This window comes from Methylomonas stagni (assembly GCF_050154735.1).
GTDB lineage: Bacteria > Pseudomonadota > Gammaproteobacteria > Methylococcales > Methylomonadaceae > Methylomonas > Methylomonas koyamae_A.
In genome coordinates this window covers 3946715-3969314 of sequence record NZ_CP189557.1, presented here as the reverse complement: position 1 = coordinate 3969314, position 22600 = coordinate 3946715, and the positions used below count along the sequence as shown (strand labels likewise).

General features: G+C 57.1%; 23 protein-coding genes. 11 read left to right on the top strand and 12 right to left on the bottom strand.

Annotated features, from left to right (window positions below):
• Positions 1 to 122 precede the first annotated feature (122 nt).
• Positions 123 to 554 (top strand): putative toxin-antitoxin system toxin component, PIN family, encoded by a 432-nt coding sequence (locus ACP4CD_RS18260; protein ID WP_071159163.1) that lies wholly within the window; start codon positions 123 to 125, stop codon positions 552 to 554.
• On the top strand, positions 551 to 769 hold the full coding sequence (locus tag ACP4CD_RS18255) for a CopG family ribbon-helix-helix protein (protein ID WP_426991987.1): 219 nt from the start codon (positions 551 to 553) through the stop codon (positions 767 to 769). The genes ACP4CD_RS18260 and ACP4CD_RS18255 overlap by 4 nt, the downstream gene beginning before the upstream one ends.
• 134 nt (positions 770 to 903) lie before the next feature.
• On the opposite strand, the gene ACP4CD_RS18250 is transcribed toward ACP4CD_RS18255, so the two are convergent.
• The 7 genes from ACP4CD_RS18250 to ACP4CD_RS18220 all read right to left on the bottom strand — a co-directional run bounded on the left by ACP4CD_RS18250 (position 904) and on the right by ACP4CD_RS18220 (position 8064).
• Positions 904 to 3234 (bottom strand): SEC-C metal-binding domain-containing protein, encoded by a 2331-nt coding sequence (locus ACP4CD_RS18250; RefSeq protein WP_426991985.1) that lies wholly within the window; start codon positions 3232 to 3234, stop codon positions 904 to 906.
• Between the two features lie 141 nt (positions 3235 to 3375).
• Positions 3376 to 3582: a type II toxin-antitoxin system RelE/ParE family toxin gene (locus ACP4CD_RS18245; protein ID WP_426991983.1), complete on the bottom strand. Its 207-nt coding sequence runs from the start codon at positions 3580 to 3582 to the stop codon at positions 3376 to 3378.
• Positions 3579 to 3839: a type II toxin-antitoxin system ParD family antitoxin gene (locus ACP4CD_RS18240; RefSeq protein ID WP_426991982.1), complete on the bottom strand. Its 261-nt coding sequence runs from the start codon at positions 3837 to 3839 to the stop codon at positions 3579 to 3581. Before ACP4CD_RS18240 ends, ACP4CD_RS18245 begins: the two co-directional genes overlap by 4 nt.
• 186 nt (positions 3840 to 4025) lie before the next feature.
• Positions 4026 to 4307 carry a DUF1640 domain-containing protein gene (locus ACP4CD_RS18235; RefSeq protein WP_426991981.1) on the bottom strand — a complete coding sequence of 94 codons (282 nt, stop codon included), beginning with the start codon at positions 4305 to 4307 and terminating at the stop codon, positions 4026 to 4028.
• Positions 4308 to 4471: 164 nt separating this feature from the next.
• Positions 4472 to 4645, bottom strand: coding sequence for a hypothetical protein (locus tag ACP4CD_RS18230; RefSeq protein ID WP_281021708.1), 174 nt, complete (start codon positions 4643 to 4645; stop codon positions 4472 to 4474).
• A 249-nt stretch (positions 4646 to 4894) separates the two neighbouring features.
• Positions 4895 to 7381: an ABC transporter permease gene (locus ACP4CD_RS18225; protein WP_426991979.1), complete on the bottom strand. Its 2487-nt coding sequence runs from the start codon at positions 7379 to 7381 to the stop codon at positions 4895 to 4897.
• A complete protein-coding gene (locus ACP4CD_RS18220) occupies positions 7378 to 8064 on the bottom strand; it encodes an ABC transporter ATP-binding protein (protein ID WP_064023871.1) in 687 nt (228 codons plus the stop codon). Before ACP4CD_RS18220 ends, ACP4CD_RS18225 begins: the two co-directional genes overlap by 4 nt.
• Positions 8065 to 8150: 86 nt before the next feature.
• On the opposite strand from ACP4CD_RS18220, the gene ACP4CD_RS18215 reads away from it, so the two are divergent.
• Positions 8151 to 8663 (top strand): arylesterase, encoded by a 513-nt coding sequence (locus ACP4CD_RS18215; protein ID WP_426991977.1) that lies wholly within the window; start codon positions 8151 to 8153, stop codon positions 8661 to 8663.
• Positions 8664 to 8669: 6 nt separating this feature from the next.
• Here ACP4CD_RS18215 and ACP4CD_RS18210 read toward each other — a convergent pair whose 3' ends face one another.
• The 3 genes from ACP4CD_RS18210 to ACP4CD_RS18200 all read right to left on the bottom strand — a co-directional run bounded on the left by ACP4CD_RS18210 (position 8670) and on the right by ACP4CD_RS18200 (position 11396).
• Positions 8670 to 9692: a glycosyltransferase gene (locus tag ACP4CD_RS18210; protein WP_071159149.1), complete on the bottom strand. Its 1023-nt coding sequence runs from the start codon at positions 9690 to 9692 to the stop codon at positions 8670 to 8672.
• 45 nt (positions 9693 to 9737) lie between these two features.
• Entirely contained in the window at positions 9738 to 10826 is a 1089-nt protein-coding gene (locus ACP4CD_RS18205) for a GNAT family N-acetyltransferase (protein WP_426991975.1), read from the bottom strand.
• A gap of 126 nt (positions 10827 to 10952) precedes the next feature.
• Entirely contained in the window at positions 10953 to 11396 is a 444-nt protein-coding gene (locus ACP4CD_RS18200) for a hypothetical protein (protein ID WP_071159146.1), read from the bottom strand.
• Between the two features lie 404 nt (positions 11397 to 11800).
• Here ACP4CD_RS18200 and ACP4CD_RS18195 point away from each other — a divergent pair, with 404 nt between their 5' ends.
• The 8 genes from ACP4CD_RS18195 to ACP4CD_RS18160 all read left to right on the top strand — a co-directional run bounded on the left by ACP4CD_RS18195 (position 11801) and on the right by ACP4CD_RS18160 (position 20617).
• Complete coding sequence (locus tag ACP4CD_RS18195; RefSeq protein WP_426991973.1) at positions 11801 to 13219, top strand: acetyl-CoA carboxylase biotin carboxylase subunit; 1419 nt, start codon at positions 11801 to 11803, stop codon at positions 13217 to 13219.
• Positions 13220 to 13234: 15 nt separating this feature from the next.
• Entirely contained in the window at positions 13235 to 15058 is a 1824-nt protein-coding gene (gene oadA, locus ACP4CD_RS18190; RefSeq protein ID WP_426991971.1) for a sodium-extruding oxaloacetate decarboxylase subunit alpha, read from the top strand.
• Positions 15059 to 15192: 134 nt separating this feature from the next.
• Positions 15193 to 16161, top strand: coding sequence for an L-threonylcarbamoyladenylate synthase (locus ACP4CD_RS18185; protein WP_426991970.1), 969 nt, complete (start codon positions 15193 to 15195; stop codon positions 16159 to 16161).
• A gap of 1 nt (position 16162) precedes the next feature.
• On the top strand, positions 16163 to 16675 hold the full coding sequence (gene tadA, locus ACP4CD_RS18180) for a tRNA adenosine(34) deaminase TadA (RefSeq protein WP_426991969.1): 513 nt from the start codon (positions 16163 to 16165) through the stop codon (positions 16673 to 16675).
• A 153-nt stretch (positions 16676 to 16828) separates the two neighbouring features.
• Positions 16829 to 17539 carry a pyridoxamine 5'-phosphate oxidase family protein gene (locus tag ACP4CD_RS18175; protein ID WP_426991967.1) on the top strand — a complete coding sequence of 237 codons (711 nt, stop codon included), beginning with the start codon at positions 16829 to 16831 and terminating at the stop codon, positions 17537 to 17539.
• Positions 17540 to 17707: 168 nt separating this feature from the next.
• Positions 17708 to 18004, top strand: a complete 297-nt coding sequence (locus ACP4CD_RS18170; protein ID WP_426991966.1) for an antibiotic biosynthesis monooxygenase — start codon at positions 17708 to 17710, stop codon at positions 18002 to 18004.
• 2 nt (positions 18005 to 18006) lie between these two features.
• A complete protein-coding gene (locus tag ACP4CD_RS18165; protein ID WP_426991965.1) occupies positions 18007 to 19203 on the top strand; it encodes an iron-containing alcohol dehydrogenase in 1197 nt (398 codons plus the stop codon).
• A 703-nt stretch (positions 19204 to 19906) separates the two neighbouring features.
• On the top strand, positions 19907 to 20617 hold the full coding sequence (locus tag ACP4CD_RS18160; RefSeq protein WP_426991963.1) for a hypothetical protein: 711 nt from the start codon (positions 19907 to 19909) through the stop codon (positions 20615 to 20617).
• A 22-nt stretch (positions 20618 to 20639) separates the two neighbouring features.
• On the opposite strand, the gene ACP4CD_RS18155 is transcribed toward ACP4CD_RS18160, so the two are convergent.
• The gene (locus ACP4CD_RS18155; RefSeq protein ID WP_426991962.1) at positions 20640 to 20885 is read right to left on the bottom strand and encodes a hypothetical protein; all 246 of its coding nucleotides are present in this window, start codon (positions 20883 to 20885) and stop codon (positions 20640 to 20642) included.
• An 860-nt stretch (positions 20886 to 21745) separates the two neighbouring features.
• The gene (locus ACP4CD_RS18150) at positions 21746 to 22273 is read right to left on the bottom strand and encodes an REP-associated tyrosine transposase (protein ID WP_426991961.1); all 528 of its coding nucleotides are present in this window, start codon (positions 22271 to 22273) and stop codon (positions 21746 to 21748) included.
• Positions 22274 to 22600 lie beyond the last annotated feature (327 nt).

Sequence of the window (22600 nt, the reverse complement as noted above, 5' to 3'; positions counted from 1 at the left end):
GGTTATATTTTTCAGGCGACGCGAGGGGCTGGGTGTTCGCATTGAATGCGAGATCGAAAATCTTTCCAAAATTTAGGCATATGCTAGGATAGGAGTGTGTGCATATATGCTGGCAATTTTGCATGGCAATTAGAGTGGTTGTAGATACAAATGTCCTGGTTGCCGGCTTGATCGGCGGTAAAGGACCGAATCGAGAAGTTCTTCGCCGTTGCCTCCAAGGCGATTTACAGCCCTTTGTCGGCAACGCACTTTACCTTGAATATCAAGACCTTCTTAATCGGCCGAAGATTCAGGCTCTTTGCAACCAAACTTCGGTGGCTTTGCAGGAATTTCTTGATGGTTTTGCACAGGTTTGTACCGCAATCGACGCCCGCTACTTATGGCGGCCCAATTTAAAGGACGAAGCGGATAATCATTTGGTGGAACTGGCGATTGCCGCTCGTGCCGCTTACATCATCACCAACAATGTGTCGGACTTTGCCCATGCCGAGCTTAAACGTTTGGGTTACGAAGTCGTGACACCGGAGCAAATATTGAGGTTATTAAGATCATGACAACCTTATCCATTCGATTGCCCGACGATATGGTCGAAAGGCTGAAAAACATAGCCAAGGTCCGCGACATCAGCCTCAACAAGCTGATGTTCGAGTTATCCACCCAAGCCTTGGCGGAAGAAGAAGCCAAACAACGCTTTCTAGCCGCCCAACTGCGAGGCGACCCTAAGCGGGCTTTACGGTTGTTGGACGAATTGGATGCTCTGGGGCTTTAAGAAGCCTGTAATTTGTAGGGTGCATTAGCGGCAGCGTAATGCGTCGCATGATTAAAGGCCAACATGCGGCGCAATACGGCTACGCTTATTGACGCCCTACTATTCGCCTTACGGCCTTAAGCAGTCGCAATATGTCATTTGCTGAAACCACAGCAGCGTTTGAATTTCTTTCCACTTCCACAAGGGCATAATTCATTTCGACCAATTTTCCCTGACGATCTAATTGCATTAGTAATGCGCTTTTCTTTGAGCTTTTCCCCTGCTTGTTTCAATCGGTCACGTTCTGTAACTGACAAACCTTCAAGGTTAATGATTGACCAATCTAAACCAATAAGTGTGCCATCGTTGTCATATGAAAGCTCCAGCAATGAACGATCAGGATCGTTGGTACTTATCAAGACCGTACGAACGTGGTGGATTGCATTAGCGCGGTCATATTGAGTAACGTTTGGCATACTAACAAAAATAGTTAACCGAACCTCTCCATGGGTTGACATCGGCAAACATCGTCCCCGCGATGGTAGGTCGTTTAACTCTGTCTCAATCCAGTGAAAAAGCTTTTCTCGCCAATCGCCAGAGAGATCAAGCAAGTAGCTCGCTATATTCGAGCGTCCCGGAATTGAGCTTAAGTTAAGAAAAGTTAATACTTCACGCAGCCGAGGCGGCATTTTCTGCACTGGTAAAACCGGTGTCGTTTCTCCAATTAGCTTTTTAGAGAAGTACCGATCCACCTCTGATCGGTAACCGTGGTAGCGAAGCGTGTCCAATTTGTCTTTCGAACAATTCTCTGCATGCATGGAATAATTGTTATGCTCTAAATATAGCCCGAGATGATCGAGTTCATCGTCCAACTCTAAACGATTGGAAATTGCAGCTAGCATGCGCTGTTCTACAAAGTGTAGAAACTCAAGCGGCCCTTGGAATATGTCTGCGTAAACTCGTAAATCAGACAGAGAGAGTGACCAAATCGGATCGTTGCTGACGTTTACTCCTATTTTGTGAAGATGTTGAGCCTGAGCGGCAATTTCCGTAAACGAGTCAAGCGTAACAGCGCAAATCGTAATAACCCTTAATCCTCGCTTCCTTAACTTGGCAATTTCCCTGTGATTTACATCAAAGATAGGAACTTCTTCCGAACCCTGCAAATATTTTACAAAACGTTGTCCTTGCTCGACTGGGCTTTGGACCAACGCCTTTAAAGATGATATGTATGCCGGTAGGTCAGTTGCAGGCGACGTATACGTGAACGCTCCTGCTTTGACTTCGATTACAAATAGATGGTCGTCGAATAAAATTAGACAGTCGGCCTCACACCACTTCTTTGAACCACCAGCGTTTGCTTGCGATTGGTAATAAACTTCTGGGTAGACTGTAGCACCTGGTAGTAGTCGCTCGAAATATTGGATCGGCAATGCTTCGGATACCGTCTTTCGCCCAGCAATCCAAGTCTGCTTTTCTGCTTCAGACCGGAGATAGATTTTCTTTTCAATTTGCCTAAAAAAGTTATCAAACAAACTATGAATATCAAAACAATAATAATGTCCCCCAAGCTTTATGAAGGGGCGCTTGAATGTCGGCCAAATTCTTAGTGGCCAACCCTTAAACTCTCCGGCAGCCAGAAATTCCTGATCTTGACCAGGCATCCACGAGAACTCTTCAAGAAAAACAGTGGGGAGATTAGTGAGTCGCCCAACATCAAATAAAGTCATCCCAAACAATGAACTCATGCTGTTTTCAAGTTCCTCTCTGCAACCAAGGCGGTCACACGAAATTTGCATTAGCTCAGGAATGCTTTTGCCTTTTTCAGATACTCCATCCTCTAAGAGTAACTGCACATCATCCATAACCTCTAATTGCAGACTTCTAAGCGACTCCATAGCATCCTGAACCCCAAAGGTTAGGCTATGCCAGATTTTTTCGAGTTCAGCTATCAAATCCTCACCAGAAATCCCAAAGGCTCTATGGATAATATCCGATTGAGGAATTAATAAGTCTGCGAGCGATTGAACTTGATGAACTTGATAGTTATCGCCTCGCACATTGCACCAGTGCATCTGCGATTTAAAGAGGAATGTCTCCATTGCATCATCGAAATCATCGCCGGATAATTTCCTTTTAGCCGTAGCGCAAATGTGATATTCGAAATTGATTTTCTGAAACAGCTTCTGAACTTGAACGGAGAGATATTGCCAGTCTTCCTCGGAAACTTCATCTTGTTGCTCTAAACTGGGGGGCGATGCGGCGATAATGCTTTGCACATAATCGACCATCCGCATCGCATGGGCATCTTCCATTCCAACATCGACCTCTACTTCAATATGCTGGCAAGACATAAGCAAATTAGTCCAAGCACGATGTAGAAGTTGTTCCGCTGGTAGCCTTTGCACAGCAGATACAATTCTATCAACGAGTTCGTCTATTTCTTTAACGACAGCGGGGTATTGCCTAGCCAATTCTTGCTGCATCTTTTCATGCTGCCCCTTCACCCAGTTGGACCTAAATACGACATTTTTTCCATACCGCGCAATTTGAATAGGGCCTGATGAAAAGATTTCATCAGGCCGTACAACCTTTTTTTCTTCAAAAAATTCACCGCTTTCAAATTATTAAAGACAATAAGTGGCGCACGACCGGAGGTCCTCCGCCAGCTCAGGACGGAGACGGTAGCCTAACGGATTTCCAGCAATGGTTTTGCATTGCCCAAATAACTCTCTGACAAAACTAAGTGCGCGCCGGGGATTATCTTGGGCAATGTAATCGCCAATCGCTTCGATGTCGCTTTCAGCCAGTGGCGTGACAATCAGCTTGCTCACTGGCTGTCGAATTGTTGCTGATACTTTGATTCCAATCGTGCGAACACGCTATCGGCTGGGGTGCCGGGCCCACTGGCCTTGCCTGCGGCGATTTCCGCTTTCAGGGCTTCCAGTTGTAAAGCCTGGCGTTGCTGTTGTTCCTCCATCAGTCGCAAGGCCGCACGCACCACTTCACTGGTGTTGTTGTAGCGACCACTGGCGATCTGGTCTCGGATGAAGGCTTCAAAATGCGGGCTTAGTGCAACGCTGGTAGGCATGAGGTCTCTCCTAACAATTATTAATTGTTATTTGACTCGTCTTAAATAGGGCTGTCAATTGTCTAAGGTCAGGAGCAGGCGGTAAACAGCATCCGCCGCATCGTTCGCGACTGGCGCACCCGGTAGATGCTGCGAGATACGGCTGTTGCCGCAGTAATCTCGTTTAAGGAGCGGATGAAATAAGCTTTAGCAACAACCGGCAATCAGCGCGCTCTGTAACAGGCCACCGCTAACGACCCAGCGGATCAGCTCTGATTTGGTTTCGACGATTTTTAGCTCGACATCCTTAATGCGTAAATCCAACGATTGGTTGGTTACTAGGCTATCCAGCTCGAAATCGTGTTTTGCCCGGTCAAGCGTGGAGGCTACCGCCAATTTTTGCAGCTTGGTAATAATTTCCGCCTGCGCCTCGCTGAAGCCGGCACCTTCAGCTCTATCGGCGGATTCCGTCCGAAAACGCCGACGCAAAAAAAGCCCCCGATCCGGTCCCGGACGGGGGCTGTGGAAGTACAGAGCACTTAACAACGGGAGGCACTACGAACTTACAGCAACGCCGGAACACTGCGGTCTAGCGGTTTCCGACGTTCGCGCGTCCGTGCGCTCCGAAGATGCCGGCTCGACCGGCACCCGAGTTAAAACCGGGACATCGCTCGCGCGGGCTTGGCTTGTTGCAGATTGCTGGCTAACGCGGCGGCGCCGAACAAGGCCATGGATAACAGCCATTGCTCCAATACCAATCCAAAAATGCCGGCTGAAAAGAACGCGCCGGTCGCGATATCTCTGTATAAAGAGTCGGCCTTTTTCATTTCTGCTCCTAGACTGCATCGAGTCGGTTAGTGAAGTTGGTTTCACTTTAGGCCTGAGCGGATTTATTTACAATACGCATTTTTACAGATTTAAAATTTCCAAATAAGAAACAAAATTCTTCCCACAAGGACAGTCGCTCTTGTTAATATCTTTAGGATTGGCTGGAAACCGTCATTAACTTGTAAAGACGGCCGGGAATGGCGTCACCGGCTGGGAGACGACAAGTACGCTTAGGCCTCGTTCTCGCGTCAATCCATGCGTCGCAAAACCGTCAGCGGCGCTTGCCGCACCACGCCGCGCACGCCCCAGAATCCCGCCAACCCCACGCCCAGCATCCCGATCAACGGCAACGCCAGCCACAGCGTCACGTTGGGCCGGTACTCGATCTGCATCACTCGGTTATACAAGGCAAACAACACCGCTTCCGACGCGATCACAGCCAATACGCCGGCCGCTCCGCCCAACACCGCGAACTCGATCCAATGGCCGCGCCGCAAGAAGCCGCGGCCGGCACCGAGCGTGCGCAACAAGGCGCTCTCGCGGATGCGCCGGTCCAGGCTGGCGTAAACCGCCGCGAACAATACGGTAAACCCGGCGGCCAACGCGAAGTACAGCAAGACGTCGATGGCGCGGGTCAGTTGGGTCAGGATGGTTTTGAACTGCTTCAACAACAGATCGACTTCCAGGATCGTCGTCGCCGGAAAGCGCTTGACCAAACCGGTCAACAGAGATTTTTGCGATTCGTCCAGATAAAAGCTGGTCATGTAGGTGGCCGGGAAGCCGGTCAACGTGCCGGGCGAGAAAATCATGTAAAAATTCGGCTGCATCGTATCCCAACGCACGCTGCGCAGATTGGCGACCGTCGCGGTCAAGCGCTCGCTGCCGACCGTGAAACTCAATCGGTCGCCGGGATGAATACCCAGATTGTCGGCCAGCTTTTGTTCGACCGATACCTGGCCGGGCGGCAAGTCCCGCCAGGCGTCGCCGGCGACGACGCGGTTATCCTCGGGCAATTGCTCGGCCCAGGTCAGGCTCAGTTCGCGTTGGGTCGCCGCTTCGCCGGTGCTGTCCTTACTAACCCGGCGCTGCACCGCTTCTTGATTGATCTCGATTAGACGTCCCCGCACCACCGGGTAGAACGGGCTGGCGGCGATGCCGAGGCCGGCGATGTCCCCACTAAAACCGCCGACCTGGTCCGGCAGAATGTTAAGCGCAAAGTGGTTGGGCGCCTGGTCCGGCAATTGCTTTTGCCACTCGGCGATCAAATCGGACCGTACGGTAAAGCTCAAGGCCATTGCCGCCAGGGTTACGCCGAAGGCCAGGATTTGACCGATGCCGGCTGGGCCGTGACTGATCAGGCCGCGCAAGGCCATGCGCCAGCCCAGATTCATGGCCGGCAGCGCGCGGCGGGCGGCGCGCAGCAGGCCGTAGAGCAACAAGCCCAGCAGCGCCAAGGTCAGCGCGCCGATGCCGAGTATCGTCGCGGTCATTTTCCAATCGCCGGTATAGCGCCAGATCAACGCGCCCACCACGCTCAGCGCCAGCCCGTAAATCAACCAGCCGCTGGCCGGCATCGGTTCCAGATCGCGGCGTAATACCCGCAGCGGCGCGACCCGGCGCAGCCGCAACAGCGGCGGCAATGCAAAACCCAGCAGAATCGCCAAACCGGTGGCGAAGCCGAAACCGACCGCCAGCCAGCCGGGGTCGGCAACCCGCGCCGGCAATAAATCGCACAGCATCAGGAACAAGCCGTGCTGGGCCAGCCAACCCAGCAGCGCGCCGCTGCCGCTGGTGACGATACCCAACATTAAAAATTGCCCCAAGTACAGCGCCACGATTTCACCCTGCTTGCAGCCCAGGCAGCGTAACAGCGCGGTAGCGTTGAAATGCCGCTCGGTGTAGCGGCCGGCGGCCATCGCGATCGCGACGCCGGCGATTAAAATCACCACGACGCTGGACAGGCCCAGATAGCGCTCGGCCCGGCTCAACGCCGAATCCAGTTCCGGCCTGTCGTTACGCACGTCCAGCAGGCGTTGCGACGGGTTCAATTGCGGCTTCAGCCAGTCGCGGTAAGCGTTCAGCGCCGTTTCGTCGCCACTGAATTGATACGCGAAGCGCACCCGGCTGCCCGGTTGAACCACGCCGGTCGCGGCCAGATCGGCCAGCGCCATCATCACTCGCGGCGAGAAACTGTACAGATCGCCGCGCCGATCCGGCTCGTAGCCCAGCACTCGAGTCACGGTCAGCACGGCCTCGCCGACGGTCAGCCGGGCGCCCGGTTCCAGTTTCAAAGCTTGCAGCACCCGCTTGTCGACCCAAACGGTGCCGGGTTCCGGACCGGCGTGGACTTCGCTCAAATGATCGAACGCGCCGTCGCCGGTTTTCAGGTAGCCGCGCAACGGATAACCGCCGCCGGTCGCCTTGATCGAGGCCAACAACATCTCGCCGTTCTCCAGCAACATGCTTGGGAATTCGACGGTTTGCGATTGAGCCAAGCCCAGTTCGCCGGCCTTGCCCAGCCAGGCCGGATCGATCGCGGCCGGGCCGGCGACGGCTAGGTCGCCGGCCAGAAATTCGGCGGCCTGCAGCGTCATCGTGCGCTGCAGTCGGTCGGCGAACAGCGCAATCGCGGTCGAACTGGTCACCGCGATCAGCAAGGCCATCACCAACAGTGTCAATTCCCCGGAACGGCCGTCGCGCCACAGCATTTTCATCGCCAAGCGAAAGCGCTTCATACGATGCTCCCGGCTTCCAGCCGTATCGTGCGCTGGCAACGCGCCGCCAAGCTCATGTCGTGGGTTACCAGAATCAGGGTCGTGTGTAATTCCTGGTTCAATTCGAATAATAATTCGACGATGTGCGCGCCGGTGTTGCTGTCCAGATTGCCGGTCGGCTCGTCGGCGAACAAAATCGCCGGCCGGCCGACGAAGGCTCGCGCCAACGCGACGCGTTGCTGTTCTCCGCCGGACAGTTGCCGAGGCGTATGTTGCAGCCGCTTACCTAGGCCGACCCGCTCCAGCAAGGTTCGGGCGGCCGGTTCGGCGTTCGCGTTCCCGGCCAGCTCCAACGGCAGCATGACGTTTTCCAGCGCGGTCAAGGCCGGCAGCAATTGGAAGGACTGGAACACGAATCCGACCAACTCGTTGCGCAGCGCGGCCCGGCCGTCTTCGTTCATTTGGGTCAAATCGCGGCCGGCAACGATCACCGAGCCGCTACTCGGGGTGTCCAGCCCGGCCAGCAGACTCAACAGCGTGGACTTGCCCGATCCGGATTCGCCGACGATCGCGATGCTTTCGCCCGGCTTGATGATTAAATTCACCGATGCCAAGATATGCAAATCCCCATCCGAGGTGGGAACGGTTTTGCCGAGACCTTCGGCGACAATGACAGGTAGAGCGGCTGTGCGATTAATTGACATGACTGGAATGGTCCTTGCGATGGTATTAAGTGTGGCACCCGCCGGGGCCGCGGCTAAGACGATCGTGGTGTTGGGAGACAGTATTAGTGCCGGTTACGGCATCGAAGTTCAGCTCGGCTGGGTCGCGCTGCTGCAAAAAACTGGTCGACGCCGGCAGCCCCCATGCGGTATTCAACGAGAGTATCAGCGGCGACACATCGGCCGGCGGCTTGGCGCGTTTGGAGTCGATCTTGGCGCGTCACAAGCCCGATGTCGTGGTGCTGGAGTTGGGCGCCAATGATGGTTTGCGCGGCCTGTCGCCGCAAGAAATGAAGCGTAATCTGACCGAAATCGTCAACCGTTCGCGACACATCGGCGCTGAAGTGTTGTTGCTGGCGATGAAGATTCCCCCCAATTACGGCAAACGCTATATCGAGATGTTTTACGAAGTTTACCCGCAATTAGCCGGCGAGCTACAGTTGGCATGGGTGCCGTTCATTTTGGAAGACATTGCGCTGAAACCGGAACTGATGCAGGCCGACGGCCTGCATCCCAACGCCGACGCGCAACCGGCGCTGGTCGAGAAAATTTGGCCGTCCTTGCTTCCGTTGCTGAAATAGCCGCCGTCAACCGGCGATGAACGGCGACTTCCAATTGCCGGAACGGTAACGTTCCAGATTGTCGCGAAATACCCCGGCGCCGCGGTATTCCCAATAGCCGGACAATTGGCCGAGGTTGTTGCAAAAACTGCGGACCATGACGATGACCGGCACGTAAAACCAATAGCTGGGCCGCAAGTCGGGGTTGTTGCGCTTTAAGGTGGTGATGACCGGATTGACCAGCGTGAAAAACATGAAGCTCAGTACCGCCATCGCGATCAACCAAAAACCGAAGAAACCGAAGCCCAGCAGCAGCGCCAGCATCCAGATCACGTGGTTGCGCAAGTGATAGAACACCGTTTTCAAGTCGGTTTGGCCAATCCGCCCGGTCCCCTTGCCGTACAAATAATATTGCTTGGCGAGTTTTTTCAGATTCGGTCGTGGGCGCCAGGAAATCACCGCTTCCGGCGCTACCGCCACCTTGCAGCCCAAGGCCTTGGCGCGCTGGGCGAATAAGGTGTCTTCGGCGGTGTACAGCCATTCCGGATAACCGCCGGCCGCCAGCCAGACGCTTTTGCGGAATGCCGAATTCCGGCCGTGAAACACCCGTTCCTCCTCGTTGGCGGCGTTGCCCGACGTGGATAGTTTGCCGGCGAAGAACTCGAAGTCGTTGATGCTTTCGACATTCCTGACCCCGGTCACGGCGCCGTAGTTCGGGTCGTTCAGCAAGGGTTGCACCAGCGCGGCCAGCCAGCCGTCCACCGGCCGGCAACCGCCGTCGGTGACGGCGACAATATCGCAATGGCTGCGGGCGATCGCGATATTGCGGCCCTGGGCAATATTGACGCCCGGCTCGACAAAGAACTTAACGTTGCGATGTTCGGCCGCGTAAGCGTTCAGCACGTCCAATGTACCGTCGCTGGAGCCGCCGTCGACGATGACGATTTCATCGGCGCGCAAGCTTTGCCGCAAGAAAGCGTCCAGCAATTGCCGAATGCTTTCGCGTTCGTTTAACACCGTGGAAATGATGGCTATAGTTGGTCTTTGCATGGGCTGCACACTTACCTTTTGGGGTTGATCGGAGCGACTCCGCCGCTACAAAGGATTGTCGAAATAGTCGCCGTCGAGTCCGCTACGATACCAAGCTTCCGTTACGGCGGCGGGTAACGGCGGCTCGCTAAAAACATGGTAACGATTGCCCTGCGACGGCAGGGCCTCGTAACCCAGGTCGCGAAACACCGACGTCAGCCAGGGCGCCGCGACCTCCAGGTTGATCCAGGTCATACCGATTTCCCGCCAGTAGGCATATAGGCGATAAAGCAAGGCCGGCAGGGCTTCGCTGTCGTCGAGCCGGTAAAACACATCGCGCAACACCGCCATGTCGATCCCGTCGCCGAAGGCTTGCCGGTGCCAGACGGCGTAAGCTCTCAATCGCCCGCTAGCGTCGCGCAAACCCATTAGTTTCAACGGACAAGTCGGAAAATCGAATATACGCCAATTCAAATACCGGCTGCTTCTTTCCAGACAGGAGACATAGCCGCCGCGTGCCTGGTTCCACAATACGTCGTACTCGTCGCCGCAACGGGTTTCCTCGGTCAGATTGAAGCCGGCGCGGCGCAGTTTGGCATCGCGAAGCAACAGACTCAAATCGAACAGCGAGCCGATGATTCGGCCGGCTGCGGTGCCGACCCGTTTTTGCCACGAGGCCTTGAAGCTGCTCCGCAAGCGGAAAAAATCGTTGCTGTCGCCGCCGATCGCCGCATACCCGAGTTTCCGGTAGGCTTTTTGGGTAACGACGCCGGCCGAGGTACTGCTGGTCATCGCCGCGAAATGTCGGCATTGATCGATCAGCTCGGTCCCTATACCGCGACCGCGATAGGTCGAATCGACACTGGTGTTGGCGGCGAAGGCGATAACGGTCGATTGGCCGTCCAGCCACCACGGCTGGGCGAAGATGGCCCGAAACCCGATCAGTTTGCCCTGGTCCCGGACGCCGACGCCGATGCCTGGAAAAGCGGCCTGCCACGGGTTGTTGAGAATTCGGCGCTCCAACCAATCGCCGACGCATTCCGGCGTTTGCTGAAACTCGGTAAAACTGTTCAATACCACCTGAATGCAGTCCGGAATATCGGCCGGACCGATGAATGAATAGCTGAAATTGTCTGCCTGATCGGGCTTGGACATGGAGATTCTCTAAAACTGGACGGAAAACGCGGCGGCCCAAGGCTCGCGCGCTACCCGGCAATCATAGTAGAAGCCCGGCGGCTTTGCCAGCGCCGGCGCCGCCAGTCCTTAAGTCCGGCTCTCCATTCAAGCTCGCGCTAATCGCTTGCCGACGGCCGCCCGTTTTTGTAAGCCCAGTAAAGTCAGCATGCCGCTTAGAAACAGCCAGGCGGCCGACGGCAACGCGCCTTTTAGATCGATAGATCGGGTCTCCTCGACGATCGGTTGAAACACGCTATTCAGTAACAGGGGAAAGTCGATGTCGATACTGCTAGTACTGACGCTACCGATTGCCGTGATCGCGCCGCCCAAGGTTTGCTCGGCTTCGAATCGAACTTGTTCGAAAACCGCTTCCGCTAAATCCCGAGCGGCGCCGACGCTAAGCGGCGCGGCGTCGGCGGCAAGCGCGGCGCCGCCTAAACCGATGCTTTCGTTACCGTTGGCCGGCGTGAGATTGGCCGCTAAACCCGCGTCCGCCCATAATGGACAGACTAACAAAATAACAGTCGAAAACCGCGTGATGCTCTCCATATAAACTCCCTATCAATATTCCAAAACCGATGGCTCGTGTGTTTCCCCTTCGAACCCGCGCGATCGGCCGCTTCAACAAGCCGGACTCAGGCGACCGTCATCCCGATCAGTAGTTTAGCAACTAACACGCCAGATGCCAGTCTCGATGGCCCATTTTTTTCAGGCGGACCGTGGCTTCCGGCGAACTGGCTCCAGGACTCGCCGTGACGAATGCTGGATTGCCGACAAATATTGCCTGGCACTTGTTGCACATACAACAATTCGGTCGGCGCCGACATTGATCGCCGCGAAGGTCCGCCCCGGCACGTCCCGAATCTCAGGGAAATCCCTCAGGGAAATACGGTTGAAAGATCGGCGCAACTTGCTACAGTAGCCGGCAGGTCGCCAACTCAAGGACTCCCGCCATGCTACGCAAAATCCTGATCGCCAATCGCGGCGAAATCGCGGTGCGGATCATTCGCGCCTGCGCCGAAATGGGTATCCGCTCGGCGGCGGTCTATACCGAGGCCGACCGGTTTGCATTGCACGTCAAGAAGGCCGACGAGTCGTATTGCATCGGCAGCGAGCCGGTCGCCGGCTATCTCAATATCTACGGTTTGGTCGATCTGGCGCTACGCACCGGTTGCGATGCCATCCATCCCGGCTACGGATTTCTGTCGGAAAACGCGCTGTTCGCGACCGCCTGCCAGGAACGCGGCCTGGTCTTCATCGGCCCGTCCGCCGAAGTGATCCGCAAGATGGGCGACAAGACCGAAGCTCGCGCGGCGATGCGGGCCGCCGGCCTGCCGGTCACGCCCGGCAGCGACGGCAACGCGGCCGATGTGGAACAGGCGCTGCAAGTGGCGGACGCGATCGGTTATCCGGTGATGCTGAAAGCCACTTCCGGCGGCGGCGGGCGCGGCATCCGCCGCTGTGACCATGCCGACGAACTGCGTCAGCAGTATCCGCGGGTGATTTCCGAAGCCGGCAAGGCCTTCGGCAGCGCCGAAGTGTTTTTGGAAAAATGCATCGTCGATCCGCTGCATATCGAGGTGCAAGTCCTGGCCGACCAATTCGGCAATACCATCCATCTCTACGAGCGCGATTGCTCGATTCAGCGCCGCAACCAGAAGCTGATCGAAATCGCCCCGTCGCCGCAACTCGACGAAGCCCAGCGCCAGTATCTGGGCGGTCTGGCGGTGATGGCGGCCAAGGCGGTCGGCTATACCAACGCCGGCACCGTCGAATTTTTGCTGGATCGCGACGGCCGCTTCTACTTCATGGAAATGAATACCCGCGTCCAGGTCGAACACACCATCACCGAGACCATCACCGGCGTCGATATCGTCGAAGAGCAGATTCGCGTCGCCGCCGGTTTGCCGTTGCGCTTCCGCCAGGAAGAGATCGTTCGGCGCGGCTATGCGATTCAATTCCGGGTGAACGCCGAAGACCCGCAGAACAGCTTTCTGCCCAGCTTCGGCCATATTTCCCGCTACTATGCGCCGGGCGGGCCGGGCGTGCGCACCGACACCGCGATTTATACCGGTTACGAAGTGCCGCCGTTTTTCGATTCGATGCTGGCCAAGGTCATCGTCAGTGCCATGACCTGGGAAGACGCGCTCAATCGCGGCGAACGGGCGTTGCGCGACATGGGCTTGTTCGGCATCAAGACCACTATCCCGTATTACCTGGAAATCCTGCGCCATCCGGATTTTCGGCGCGGCCGCTTCAATACCGGTTTCGTCGAGGCGCACCCGGAATTGGTCAACTACTCCAACAAACCCCGCCCGGAAATTCTCGCCAGCGTGCTGGCGGCGGTGGTTGCGTCCCACACCGGCTTGTAAGCCGAGGAGCTAGCGATGAAAAAAGTCTATGTCACCGATGTGATTTTGCGCGACGCTCATCAATCGCTGATCGCCACCCGCTTGCGTACCGAAGACATGTTGCCGGCCTGCGCGCTGCTGGACGACATCGGCTATTGGTCGCTGGAATGCTGGGGCGGCGCCACCTTCGACGCTTGTTTGCGTTTTCTGAAGGAAGATCCGTGGGAACGTCTGGCAAAATTGAAAACCGCTCTGCCCAACACCCGGCTGCAAATGCTGTTGCGCGGCCAGAACTTGCTCGGTTACCGGCATTATTCCGATGACGTGGTACGTAAATTCGTCGAAACCGCCGCCCAAAACGGCATAGACGTATTCCGGATTTTCGACGCGCTGAACGACATCCGCAATCTGGAAACCGCCGTCTCGGCCGCCAAGGCCGCCGGCAAGCATGCCCAGGGCACGATTTGCTACACCACCAGTCCGGTCCACGATATCGCCAGTTTCATCGCGCTGGGCAAGGGCTTGGCCGACCTGGGCTGCGATTCGATAGCGATCAAGGACATGGCCGGCCTGCTGACGCCCTATCGGGCCGGCGAGTTGGTCAAGGCCTTGAAAAACGCGGTCGATCTGCCGCTGCATCTGCACTGCCACGCCACGGCCGGACTGGCCGAAATGTGCCAGCTCAAGGCCATCGAGGCCGGTTGCGAGCACGTCGATACCGCCTTATCGTCCTGGGCCGGCGGCACCAGCCATCCGCCGACCGAAAGCCTGGTCACCGCGTTGCGGGGTAGCGAATACGACACCGGTCTGGACTTGGACAAACTGCAGGCGGTTAACCAATACTTCGCCGAAGTCCGCAAGAAATACCGGCGCTACGAAAGCGAATTCACCGGCATCGACACCCGCGTTCACATTTTTCAGGTGCCGGGCGGGATGATTTCGAACCTAGCCAATCAACTGAAGGAGCGCAATGCGCTGGACCGGATCGGCGAGGTGTACCGGGAGATTCCGGCGGTGCGCAAGGACCTTGGCTATCCGCCGCTGGTGACGCCGACTTCGCAAATCGTCGGTACCCAGGCGGTCTTGAACGTGTTGACCGGCAAGCGCTACGAGACCATCAGCAACGAGGTCAAACGCTACCTGCACGGCGGTTACGGCAAGGCGCCGGCGTCGGTCGATCCGGAACTGCTAAAGAAAGCGGTTGGTAAGGAGGAGCCGATCGACTGTCGGCCGGCCGATCTGCTGAAGCCGGAATTTGTACATCTGCGCGGCGAGATCGGCCATCTGGCCTTGAACGACGAAGACGTACTCAGTTACGCGATGTTTCCGGAAATCGGCAAGCAATTTTTGGAATTGCGTTCGACCGGCAATTTGGTCCCGGAACCTCTGGAACTGGAGGCCCCGCCGGAGGCTGTGGACAACAAGAAAGCGCCGACCGAATTCAACGTCGCGCTACACGGCGAGTCCTATCACGTCAAAGTCACCGGCGCCGGCCCCAAAAACCAGAGCCTGCGGCATTTTTACTTCACCGTGGACGGCATGCCGGAAGAAATCGTCATCGAAACCCTGGACGAAATCGTGCTGGATGGCGGCGCCCAGGGTGCGGTGAAAAGCGCGATCGCCAGCAAGCGGCGCCGGCCGGCCGCGCCAGGCGACGTGGTCACCAGCATGCCTTGCAACATCATCGACGTATTGATCCGCGAAGGCCAAAAAGTCATGGCCGGCCAGGCCTTGCTGGTGACCGAAGCGATGAAAATGGAGACCGAAATCACCGCCCCGCTGGCCGGCACCGTCAAGGCGATTTTCGTTGCCAAGGGTGATGCGGTGAATCCGGACGAGGTGTTGATCGAAATAATTTAACACCCAACCGCCGGCTCGGAAGGTAAAATAGGCCGTTTGCTATCGAGACCGGCATCCTCCAAACACAACCAGCCGCGCGCGGCCGGGAGGAGCATCCGGCTCCAGTCTCATCGTTTATCTAGCCGGCAAAGACATTGACCCCGACTCCCGTCACTGAACAATCGATTAATCAGGCCGCCGATTTGTTGCGGCGCGGCGAATTGGTCGCCTTTCCGACCGAAACCGTCTACGGCCTGGGCGGCGATGCCGCCAATCCGGCCGCGGTCGCCAAAATCTTCGCGGCCAAGGGCCGGCCGGCCGACCATCCGCTGATCGTGCATATCGCCTCGGCCGAGCAACTGACCGACTGGGCCGTCGAGATTCCGGACGCCGCACTGAAACTGGCCGCGCAGTTCTGGCCAGGCCCGTTGACGATGATTTTGAACAAGCGCCCGGACGTGCCGGACGCCGTGACCGGCGGTCAAACCACGATCGCGGTGCGGGTGCCGTCCAACCCGGTCGCGTTGCAGTTATTGCAAGCCTTCGGCGGCGGGATCGCGGCGCCGTCGGCCAACCGCTTCGGCCGGATCAGCCCGACCCAGGCCGGCCACGTCGCCGAGGAATTGGGCGATCGCGTCGCCTGCATTCTGGACGGCGGCGCTTGCTCGGTCGGCGTGGAATCGACGATCATCGATCTCAGCGACGGCCAGCCGGCCATCCTGCGGCCGGGCCGGATCACCCGCAGCCAGCTCAAGGCCGCGCTGGGTACCGAAGTCCGCCTGTCGCCGCAGAGCAAAATCCGCGCGCCGGGCATGTTGGCGGTGCATTACGCGCCAAATACGATGGCCTTGCTGTGTCCTGCCGATACCTTGATCGCGATGACCGACGAGCTGTGCGGCCAGGGCAAGCGCATCGGCATTCTGGCCTTCAGTCCGGCCATCGCCGAGATTCCCTGCCCGAACCTGATCAAATTGCCCGAGCAAGCCGAACACTACGAAAGCGCGCTGTACAGCGCCTTGCGCGAATTGGATAGCCGGCAACTGGACACGATTTTGATCGAGCAACCGCCCGACAGCGAAGCCTGGGCCGCCGTCAACGACCGTTTGAGCAAAGCCACGGTGTGAAATGACCGACGCCGAATGGATGCGCCACGCCATCCGCCTGGCGCAACGCGCCGAAGCGCAAGGCGAGGTGCCGGTCGGCGCGCTGTTGGTGCTGAACGAGCGCTGCATCGCCGAAGGCTGGAACCAGCCGATTCAAAGCGAAGATCCTACCGCCCACGCCGAAATCGTCACGCTGCGCAAGGCCGGCCGGGCGCTGCATAACTACCGCTTGATCGACACCACCTTGTACGTGACGCTGGAACCCTGCGTAATGTGCATGGGCGCCATCGCCCACGCCCGCGTCAAACGTCTGGTGTTCGGCGCCTACGATCCTAAGCGCGGCGCGGTCTGTCATGCCCTGCAACTCAGCGACGCGCCGTTTTTGAATCATCGGGTGGAATGGAGCGGCGGCGTGCTGGAGGCCGACTGCGCCGAACTACTCAGCGATTTTTCCGAGCCCGGCGCCGTTAACGACATGCATCAGTTTCTGGGTCGAAGTAGGTCGAAATGGTGCAAACTCAGGGGGATATCGTAGACTCCCCGGAATTTGGCTCGGGTAACGCGACGGTTTGACCGCGCCGAGAATTCCGTCGGGCGCAAAGGCTGCGGCCTGCCATGCGACGGTCATGTGGGGCTGGGGCTTGGTAGCGCCTCGCCCGTTTCTGGAACCAGCCAAAGAGAGCAAGCGATGGGAAAGCGTTACACCGAATTGTCCGATAAACACATGCAATTCATCCGCGAACAAAAGCTGTTTTTCGTCGGCACCGCCACCGCCGACAGTCGGGTTAATATCTCGCCCAAGGGCATGGACTCGTTCAAGGTGCTGGGGCCGGCACGGGTGGCCTGGCTGAACGTCACCGGCAGCGGCAACGAAACCGCCGCCCACGTGCGAATCGCCCCGCGGATGACGATCATGTTTTGCGCCTTCGTCGGTTCGCCGTTGATCTTGCGCTTATACGGCAACGCCCGTGTCGTGCATCCGGGCGATGCCGACTGGCCGGACTTGTTCGGCAAATTCCGGCCGCTACCCGGCGCCCGGCAAATCTTCGATGTAGAAATCGACTTGGTGCAGACTTCCTGCGGAATGGCGGTGCCGTTTTTCGATTACGCCGGCGAACGCGAACAGTTGTCCGATTGGGCGGAAAAACAAGGCGAAGACGGCATCCGCCGTTATTGGCAAGACAAAAACCAACTCAGCATCGACGGCCTGCCGACCTATATCGTCGAAAAAGCGGTTGAAATCGCCGAGTACAAACCGAGGTTTGCATGCCAAACCGCCAAGTACGCGGAGTACAAACCTAGGTTTGTATTCCAATCATCGGTGAATCGGCCTTTGGTGCGGCTTGGATGCTACCCGGTTTCGTTGCCGTCAAGCATTGCTTCCCCGTTTTGGCGATAACGCCAGACCGCCAAGCCACGGAGTACAAACCTAGGTTTGTACTCCTACCGGCGCCAAATCGAGATTGGCCCGGCTTAAAGCTTATCCGGCGAACAGACCGCTCTCTTTGCCATCGCCGCCGGTTTTCGCCTATGCTAAGCGGCTGATTCCACTCAATGGCTCGTTACCATGCACGTTACCCTCGTTCACGTCCACGTCAAACCCGAACATATCGCCGACTTCATCGCCGCCACCCGTTTAAACCACTTGGCCTCGGTGCAAGAGGTCGGCAACCGCCGTTTCGACGTCCTGCAAACGCCGGACGACCCCAGCCAATTTATCTTGTACGAAGTCTACGCCTCAGCCGAAGACGCGGCGGCGCATAAACAGACCGAACATTATCTGGTCTGGCGCGACACGGTCGCCGACTGGATGGCCGAACCGCGCCGGGGCGTGCCGTATAAAGCCTTGTTTCCGGAGACTTGAGCATGCAGACTTTCAAGCCGTTTTACATTGCTCGCCTGCCGCGCATTTTGTTCGGGCGCGGCCGCCTGAACGAAGCGCCGGCCTTGATCGCCGGATACGGCCGCAAAGCCTTGCTGGTCACCGGCAAGCAGTCGTTTTGCGGCACGCCGGGCTGGCAAGGCTTTATCGACGCGTTGGCCGGGCAAGGTGTGGCATGGCAACATTGCACGGTGTCCGGCGAACCCTCGCCGCAATTGATCGACGACACGGTGAGCCGATTTCGCGACCAGAACATCGACGTGGTGGTCGCGATCGGCGGCGGCAGCGTGCTCGACGCCGCCAAGGCCATCGCCGGCCTGCTGCCCAGCGGCGATTCGGTGATGGACTATCTGGAAGGCGTCGGCCGCAACAAAACCTATCGCGGTCCCAGCACGCCGGTCATTGCCGTACCGACCACCGCCGGCACCGGCAGCGAAGCCACCAAAAACGCGGTGCTCAGCGTGCAAGGCCCGGAAGGCTTCAAAAAATCGTTTCGCGACGAATGTCTGGTGCCGGAATACGCCATCCTCGATCCGGACTTGCTGGCGACCTGCTCGCCGGCATTGATCGCCGCCGACGGCATGGACGCGTTGACCCAATTGCTGGAATCCTACGTGTCGGCCAAGGCCAATCCGTTCACCGACGCGCTGGCCTGGAGCGGCATGCAAGCGGTCAAGTCCGGATTCTTCGCGGCCTGGCACGGCGTGGAACCGGACGCCGGCGAAGGTCGCGCGGCAATGGCCTATGCGGCGCTGTTGTCCGGCATCACGTTGGCGCAAGTCGGCCTGGGTTCGGTACACGGCTTGGCGTCGCCGCTGGGCGCTTTCTTCCCGATCCCGCACGGCGTTGTTTGCGGCACGCTGGTCGCTGCCGCGACCGAGGTTAACATCCGCGCGCTGCAAGCCCGCGAACCGGCCAATCCGGCCTTGCTTAAGTATGCCCAAGTCGGCCGCCTGCTGACCGGCGACGATGCGCTGGACGACCAACAAGCCTGCGACGCATTGATCGCGCTGCTGGCCGACTGGAGCGACTCCTTGCAATTGGATCGCCTCGGCGCCTACGGCATCGCCGAAGCCGACTTCCCGCTGATCGTCGCCAACGCGCGAGGCAGCAGCATGCAGACCAATCCCATCGTATTGACCGACGAAGAGATTGGGGAGATTCTGGCGCGGCGGATTTGAGTCGAATGAGCCGTCCGGAATGGCGACGCCCCTGTATTGTCTCGGGATTCAATGAGCGCGAAGCGATGGATTCCGCTTTCGAAGGTTTAAGTTCCCTTCGGCTCCGCTCAGGGAACGAACGACAGGTTCTCCGGCGCAGCGGTGAGTTCCCTGGATGGATTTCGCCTTCGAGTTTTAAATTCCCTTGGGCGCCGCTCAGGGACCGAGCGACACGTTCTGCGGTACAGCGGTGAGTTTCCTGGATGGATTTCGCCTTTGAATTTTAAATTCTCTTGGGCTCCGCTCAGGGAGCGATCGACACGTTCTCTGGTACAACGGAGCGTTCCCTGAATGGATTTCGCCTTTGAATTTTAAATTCCCTTGGGTTCCGCTCAGGGAACGACCGACACGTTCATCGGCACAGCGGAGCGTTCCCTGAATGGATTTCGCCTTCGAGTTTTAAATTCCCTTGGGTTCCGCTCAGGGAGCGACCGACGCGTTCTGCGGTACAGCGGTGAGTTCCCTGGATGGATTTCGCCTTCGAGTTTTAAATTCCCTTGGGTTCCGCTCAGGGACCGAGCGACACGTTTTCCGGTACAGCGTGCGTTCTACGGCACACCGCGCGTTCCCTGAGCGGAGCCGAAGGGAACGGTGGGTTCAACCCCTTACAAGCCCGATCTATAAACCACAAAACCCAGGCATTCACCAAAAACGGGAGTACACAGTGAGTTCGAAACGATATTTTCATCATCCGCTATATGCACTTTTTCTGATTTCGGCGTTGCTATCCGCCTGCGCCGCTAATCAGCCCGAGCCACCCGCTAAACCCATCGCCGAGACTGCCACGGTCAGCGAACCGGCGGTTTCCGAGCCGTCGTTGCCGGCCGACGAAAAACCCGGTCCGGTCGACGTGTATATCCTGCCGCTGGACGATTTTTCCGACGACGCGGCGGTCGAGGTGGCGAAGATTGTCGGCCGGGAATTCGGCATCTGGGCGAAAGCCAGTTTGCCGCTCGGCGCGCTGGCAATCCAAGCCTTTCCGGGCACCCGGCAATTCGCGGCGGAAGACATTTTCGAGCAAGCCCGCGCCGTGATGCGGCGCCTGCCGGAAACCGACCCCAACACTCATTTCGTGTTTTTGACCAATCGCGACATCAACAGCCGTACCCGCAATTTCCGTTTTCAGTTCTCACATCACGATCGGGTGTGCCGCTGCTCGGTGATCTCCACCGCCCGCATGCACCAGCCGGGCGACCGCAATGCCAACCAGGCTGCCGCGACCCGGCTGTTGAAAATGACCAAGCGCGCGATCGGCGAAATGGATTTCGGCTGGACCCGCTCCGCCGACATCAAGGACCTGATGTACGCGCCGATCATGAGCCTGGACGATCTCGACGCCATCGGCGACCGCCACCCGCCGATTCCGTTGCGCTGAGATTGCGCTAATCCATGCCGCCTTAGGCGCGTTTTGCTAGCGTCAAGTCACCAATAGAGCACGCCGCCTTGCCGAGTAGAGACCTGACCCCGATATTCCATTCCACAAAAGGGCCGTTGGGGAACTTGCGGCGGCTGGTATGACCGAGGGCGTCGGTTTGTTCGATAAAGCAACCGACGTCGTCGTAGACATAGATGGCCTGATCGGTCAGGGTTTCGACGCCGGAGGCGCTGCAACAGCCGACGCGGATGGTTTGGACGTCGCCCAAGGGCGGTGTACTGGCTTTCGGTGACCTGGCAAATGCCGGTCAGTCCCCTTCGCCGACGCCGGGTTTCACTCAGCTTACCCAGCACTAAAATAACGTAGAAATAATTGCCGGCCGGTCTGATTCGCAACTAGTTCCACTTACTATAACGTTAATTGGTTTATTTATAACTTTTGATGTTAATAGTGAAGCATAGATTCTGGACTGAGTCTCTTTGGTTAAAGTAGTGAGGACCATATAACTATCGGCGTCAAGACAGTTTGCGGGATTTGTTCTGCCCTGGTCCGTAGTAACACGAATTACGTTCTCGTTTGCCCCGTTTCCTCCAGCACTTGACCACACATTAAAACTGCTTAATGTTACGGTTTCGTTGGCAATGGCGGATAAAGAAATAATTGCTAATTGTATAAAACCTATTAATTTTCTTTTCATAAAAAGCTCATGAGCTAAAGTAAATAATTTTTATATTATGATTGAATCAGGAATGATTAGAGGTAAATTAGAGTGATTTTTATATATATTCCAATTGTAACGGTAATACCTGAATCCGTGCTCCTTGCGGTTTAAGTGAGGGCTGCCGCGTTTCTGGGGCAGTATTTTTAAAATACCTGCCACCCATCGAAATTTAAACGTCGCTCATGAATCCCTTAACACGATTCGGTGCGCATCCATAGGTTGTGCCTAGCCAGCGACGAAACCTAACGGTCGCGAACGATGCGCCTAACGCTCATGAAAACGCTGTATCGCCCCGGTCAATGAAAGTCAGTGGGCGGAAGCCGATACGACTGCAGGGATGCAGGCGGTAGAGCAACGCATGGAACAGTTGCCAAGGCGTTCCGCCTTACGGCTTTAACGTTTACCCTTCATCGCCAACGCTCATCGTTGACCGTCGGCAGTTCGCCTATGTCGCCACACCCATCCAACGGTAAAATTTCATTCAAAACATAGCGATGGAAGGTGGAATATGGCCAATCTCTCACTCGCTCGACATAGCCATGTTTCAACGGATTGACGTGCACGTAATCAATATGCCGGACATAGTCCAATTCGTCGATGACGGTATGTTCCCAATAGCGTCTTTGCCAAACACCGCGCTCGCGGCGTTTACGGCGCGTGGCCGATAGACGTTCGGTGCGCGGCAATCCTTTGGCAAACAACAATTTCATCAAGCGCAAACGCACGGGAAAATCGTCGGTATCGGGCGGCAAGGTCATATGGTCCGGAAGCACCACCCAGGCGTCGATATGAAACGGATACCGCCTTTTGACCCTACGCACCGCGTCGCGTAGCAAATCGATGTGATCGGTTAACAACGTCCGTTGGCGTTCCAGCAAGTTCACCGTGAAGAAATAGCAGCCGCCTGCCACAAAATTCCGTCGATAGTTCGGCACAACCCCTCCCAAAATCAATCCATGAAGTGCACCGCCATGCAACGCCATGGGGATGGCGGGGCGGATTCGGAGCGCAGCGACAATCCGCCAAACACCCCGCCCACGACCCAAAAATCATCGCAATAGGACAGGCTATCGTCGTAGGGAAGCAATCGATGGTGGATTGCCTATCGGCGAATCCACCTTACGCCCAGAAAAAATGACCCGCCATACGGCCGTTGGCTCGTTATGATAATGACCGCCGCGCGGTCAAGCCCGGCGTTCCAACACGGCGCGTGGGAACGAGGGGAAACCCGCTCCTAACGTTTCATCCTGCCTGTCCACATT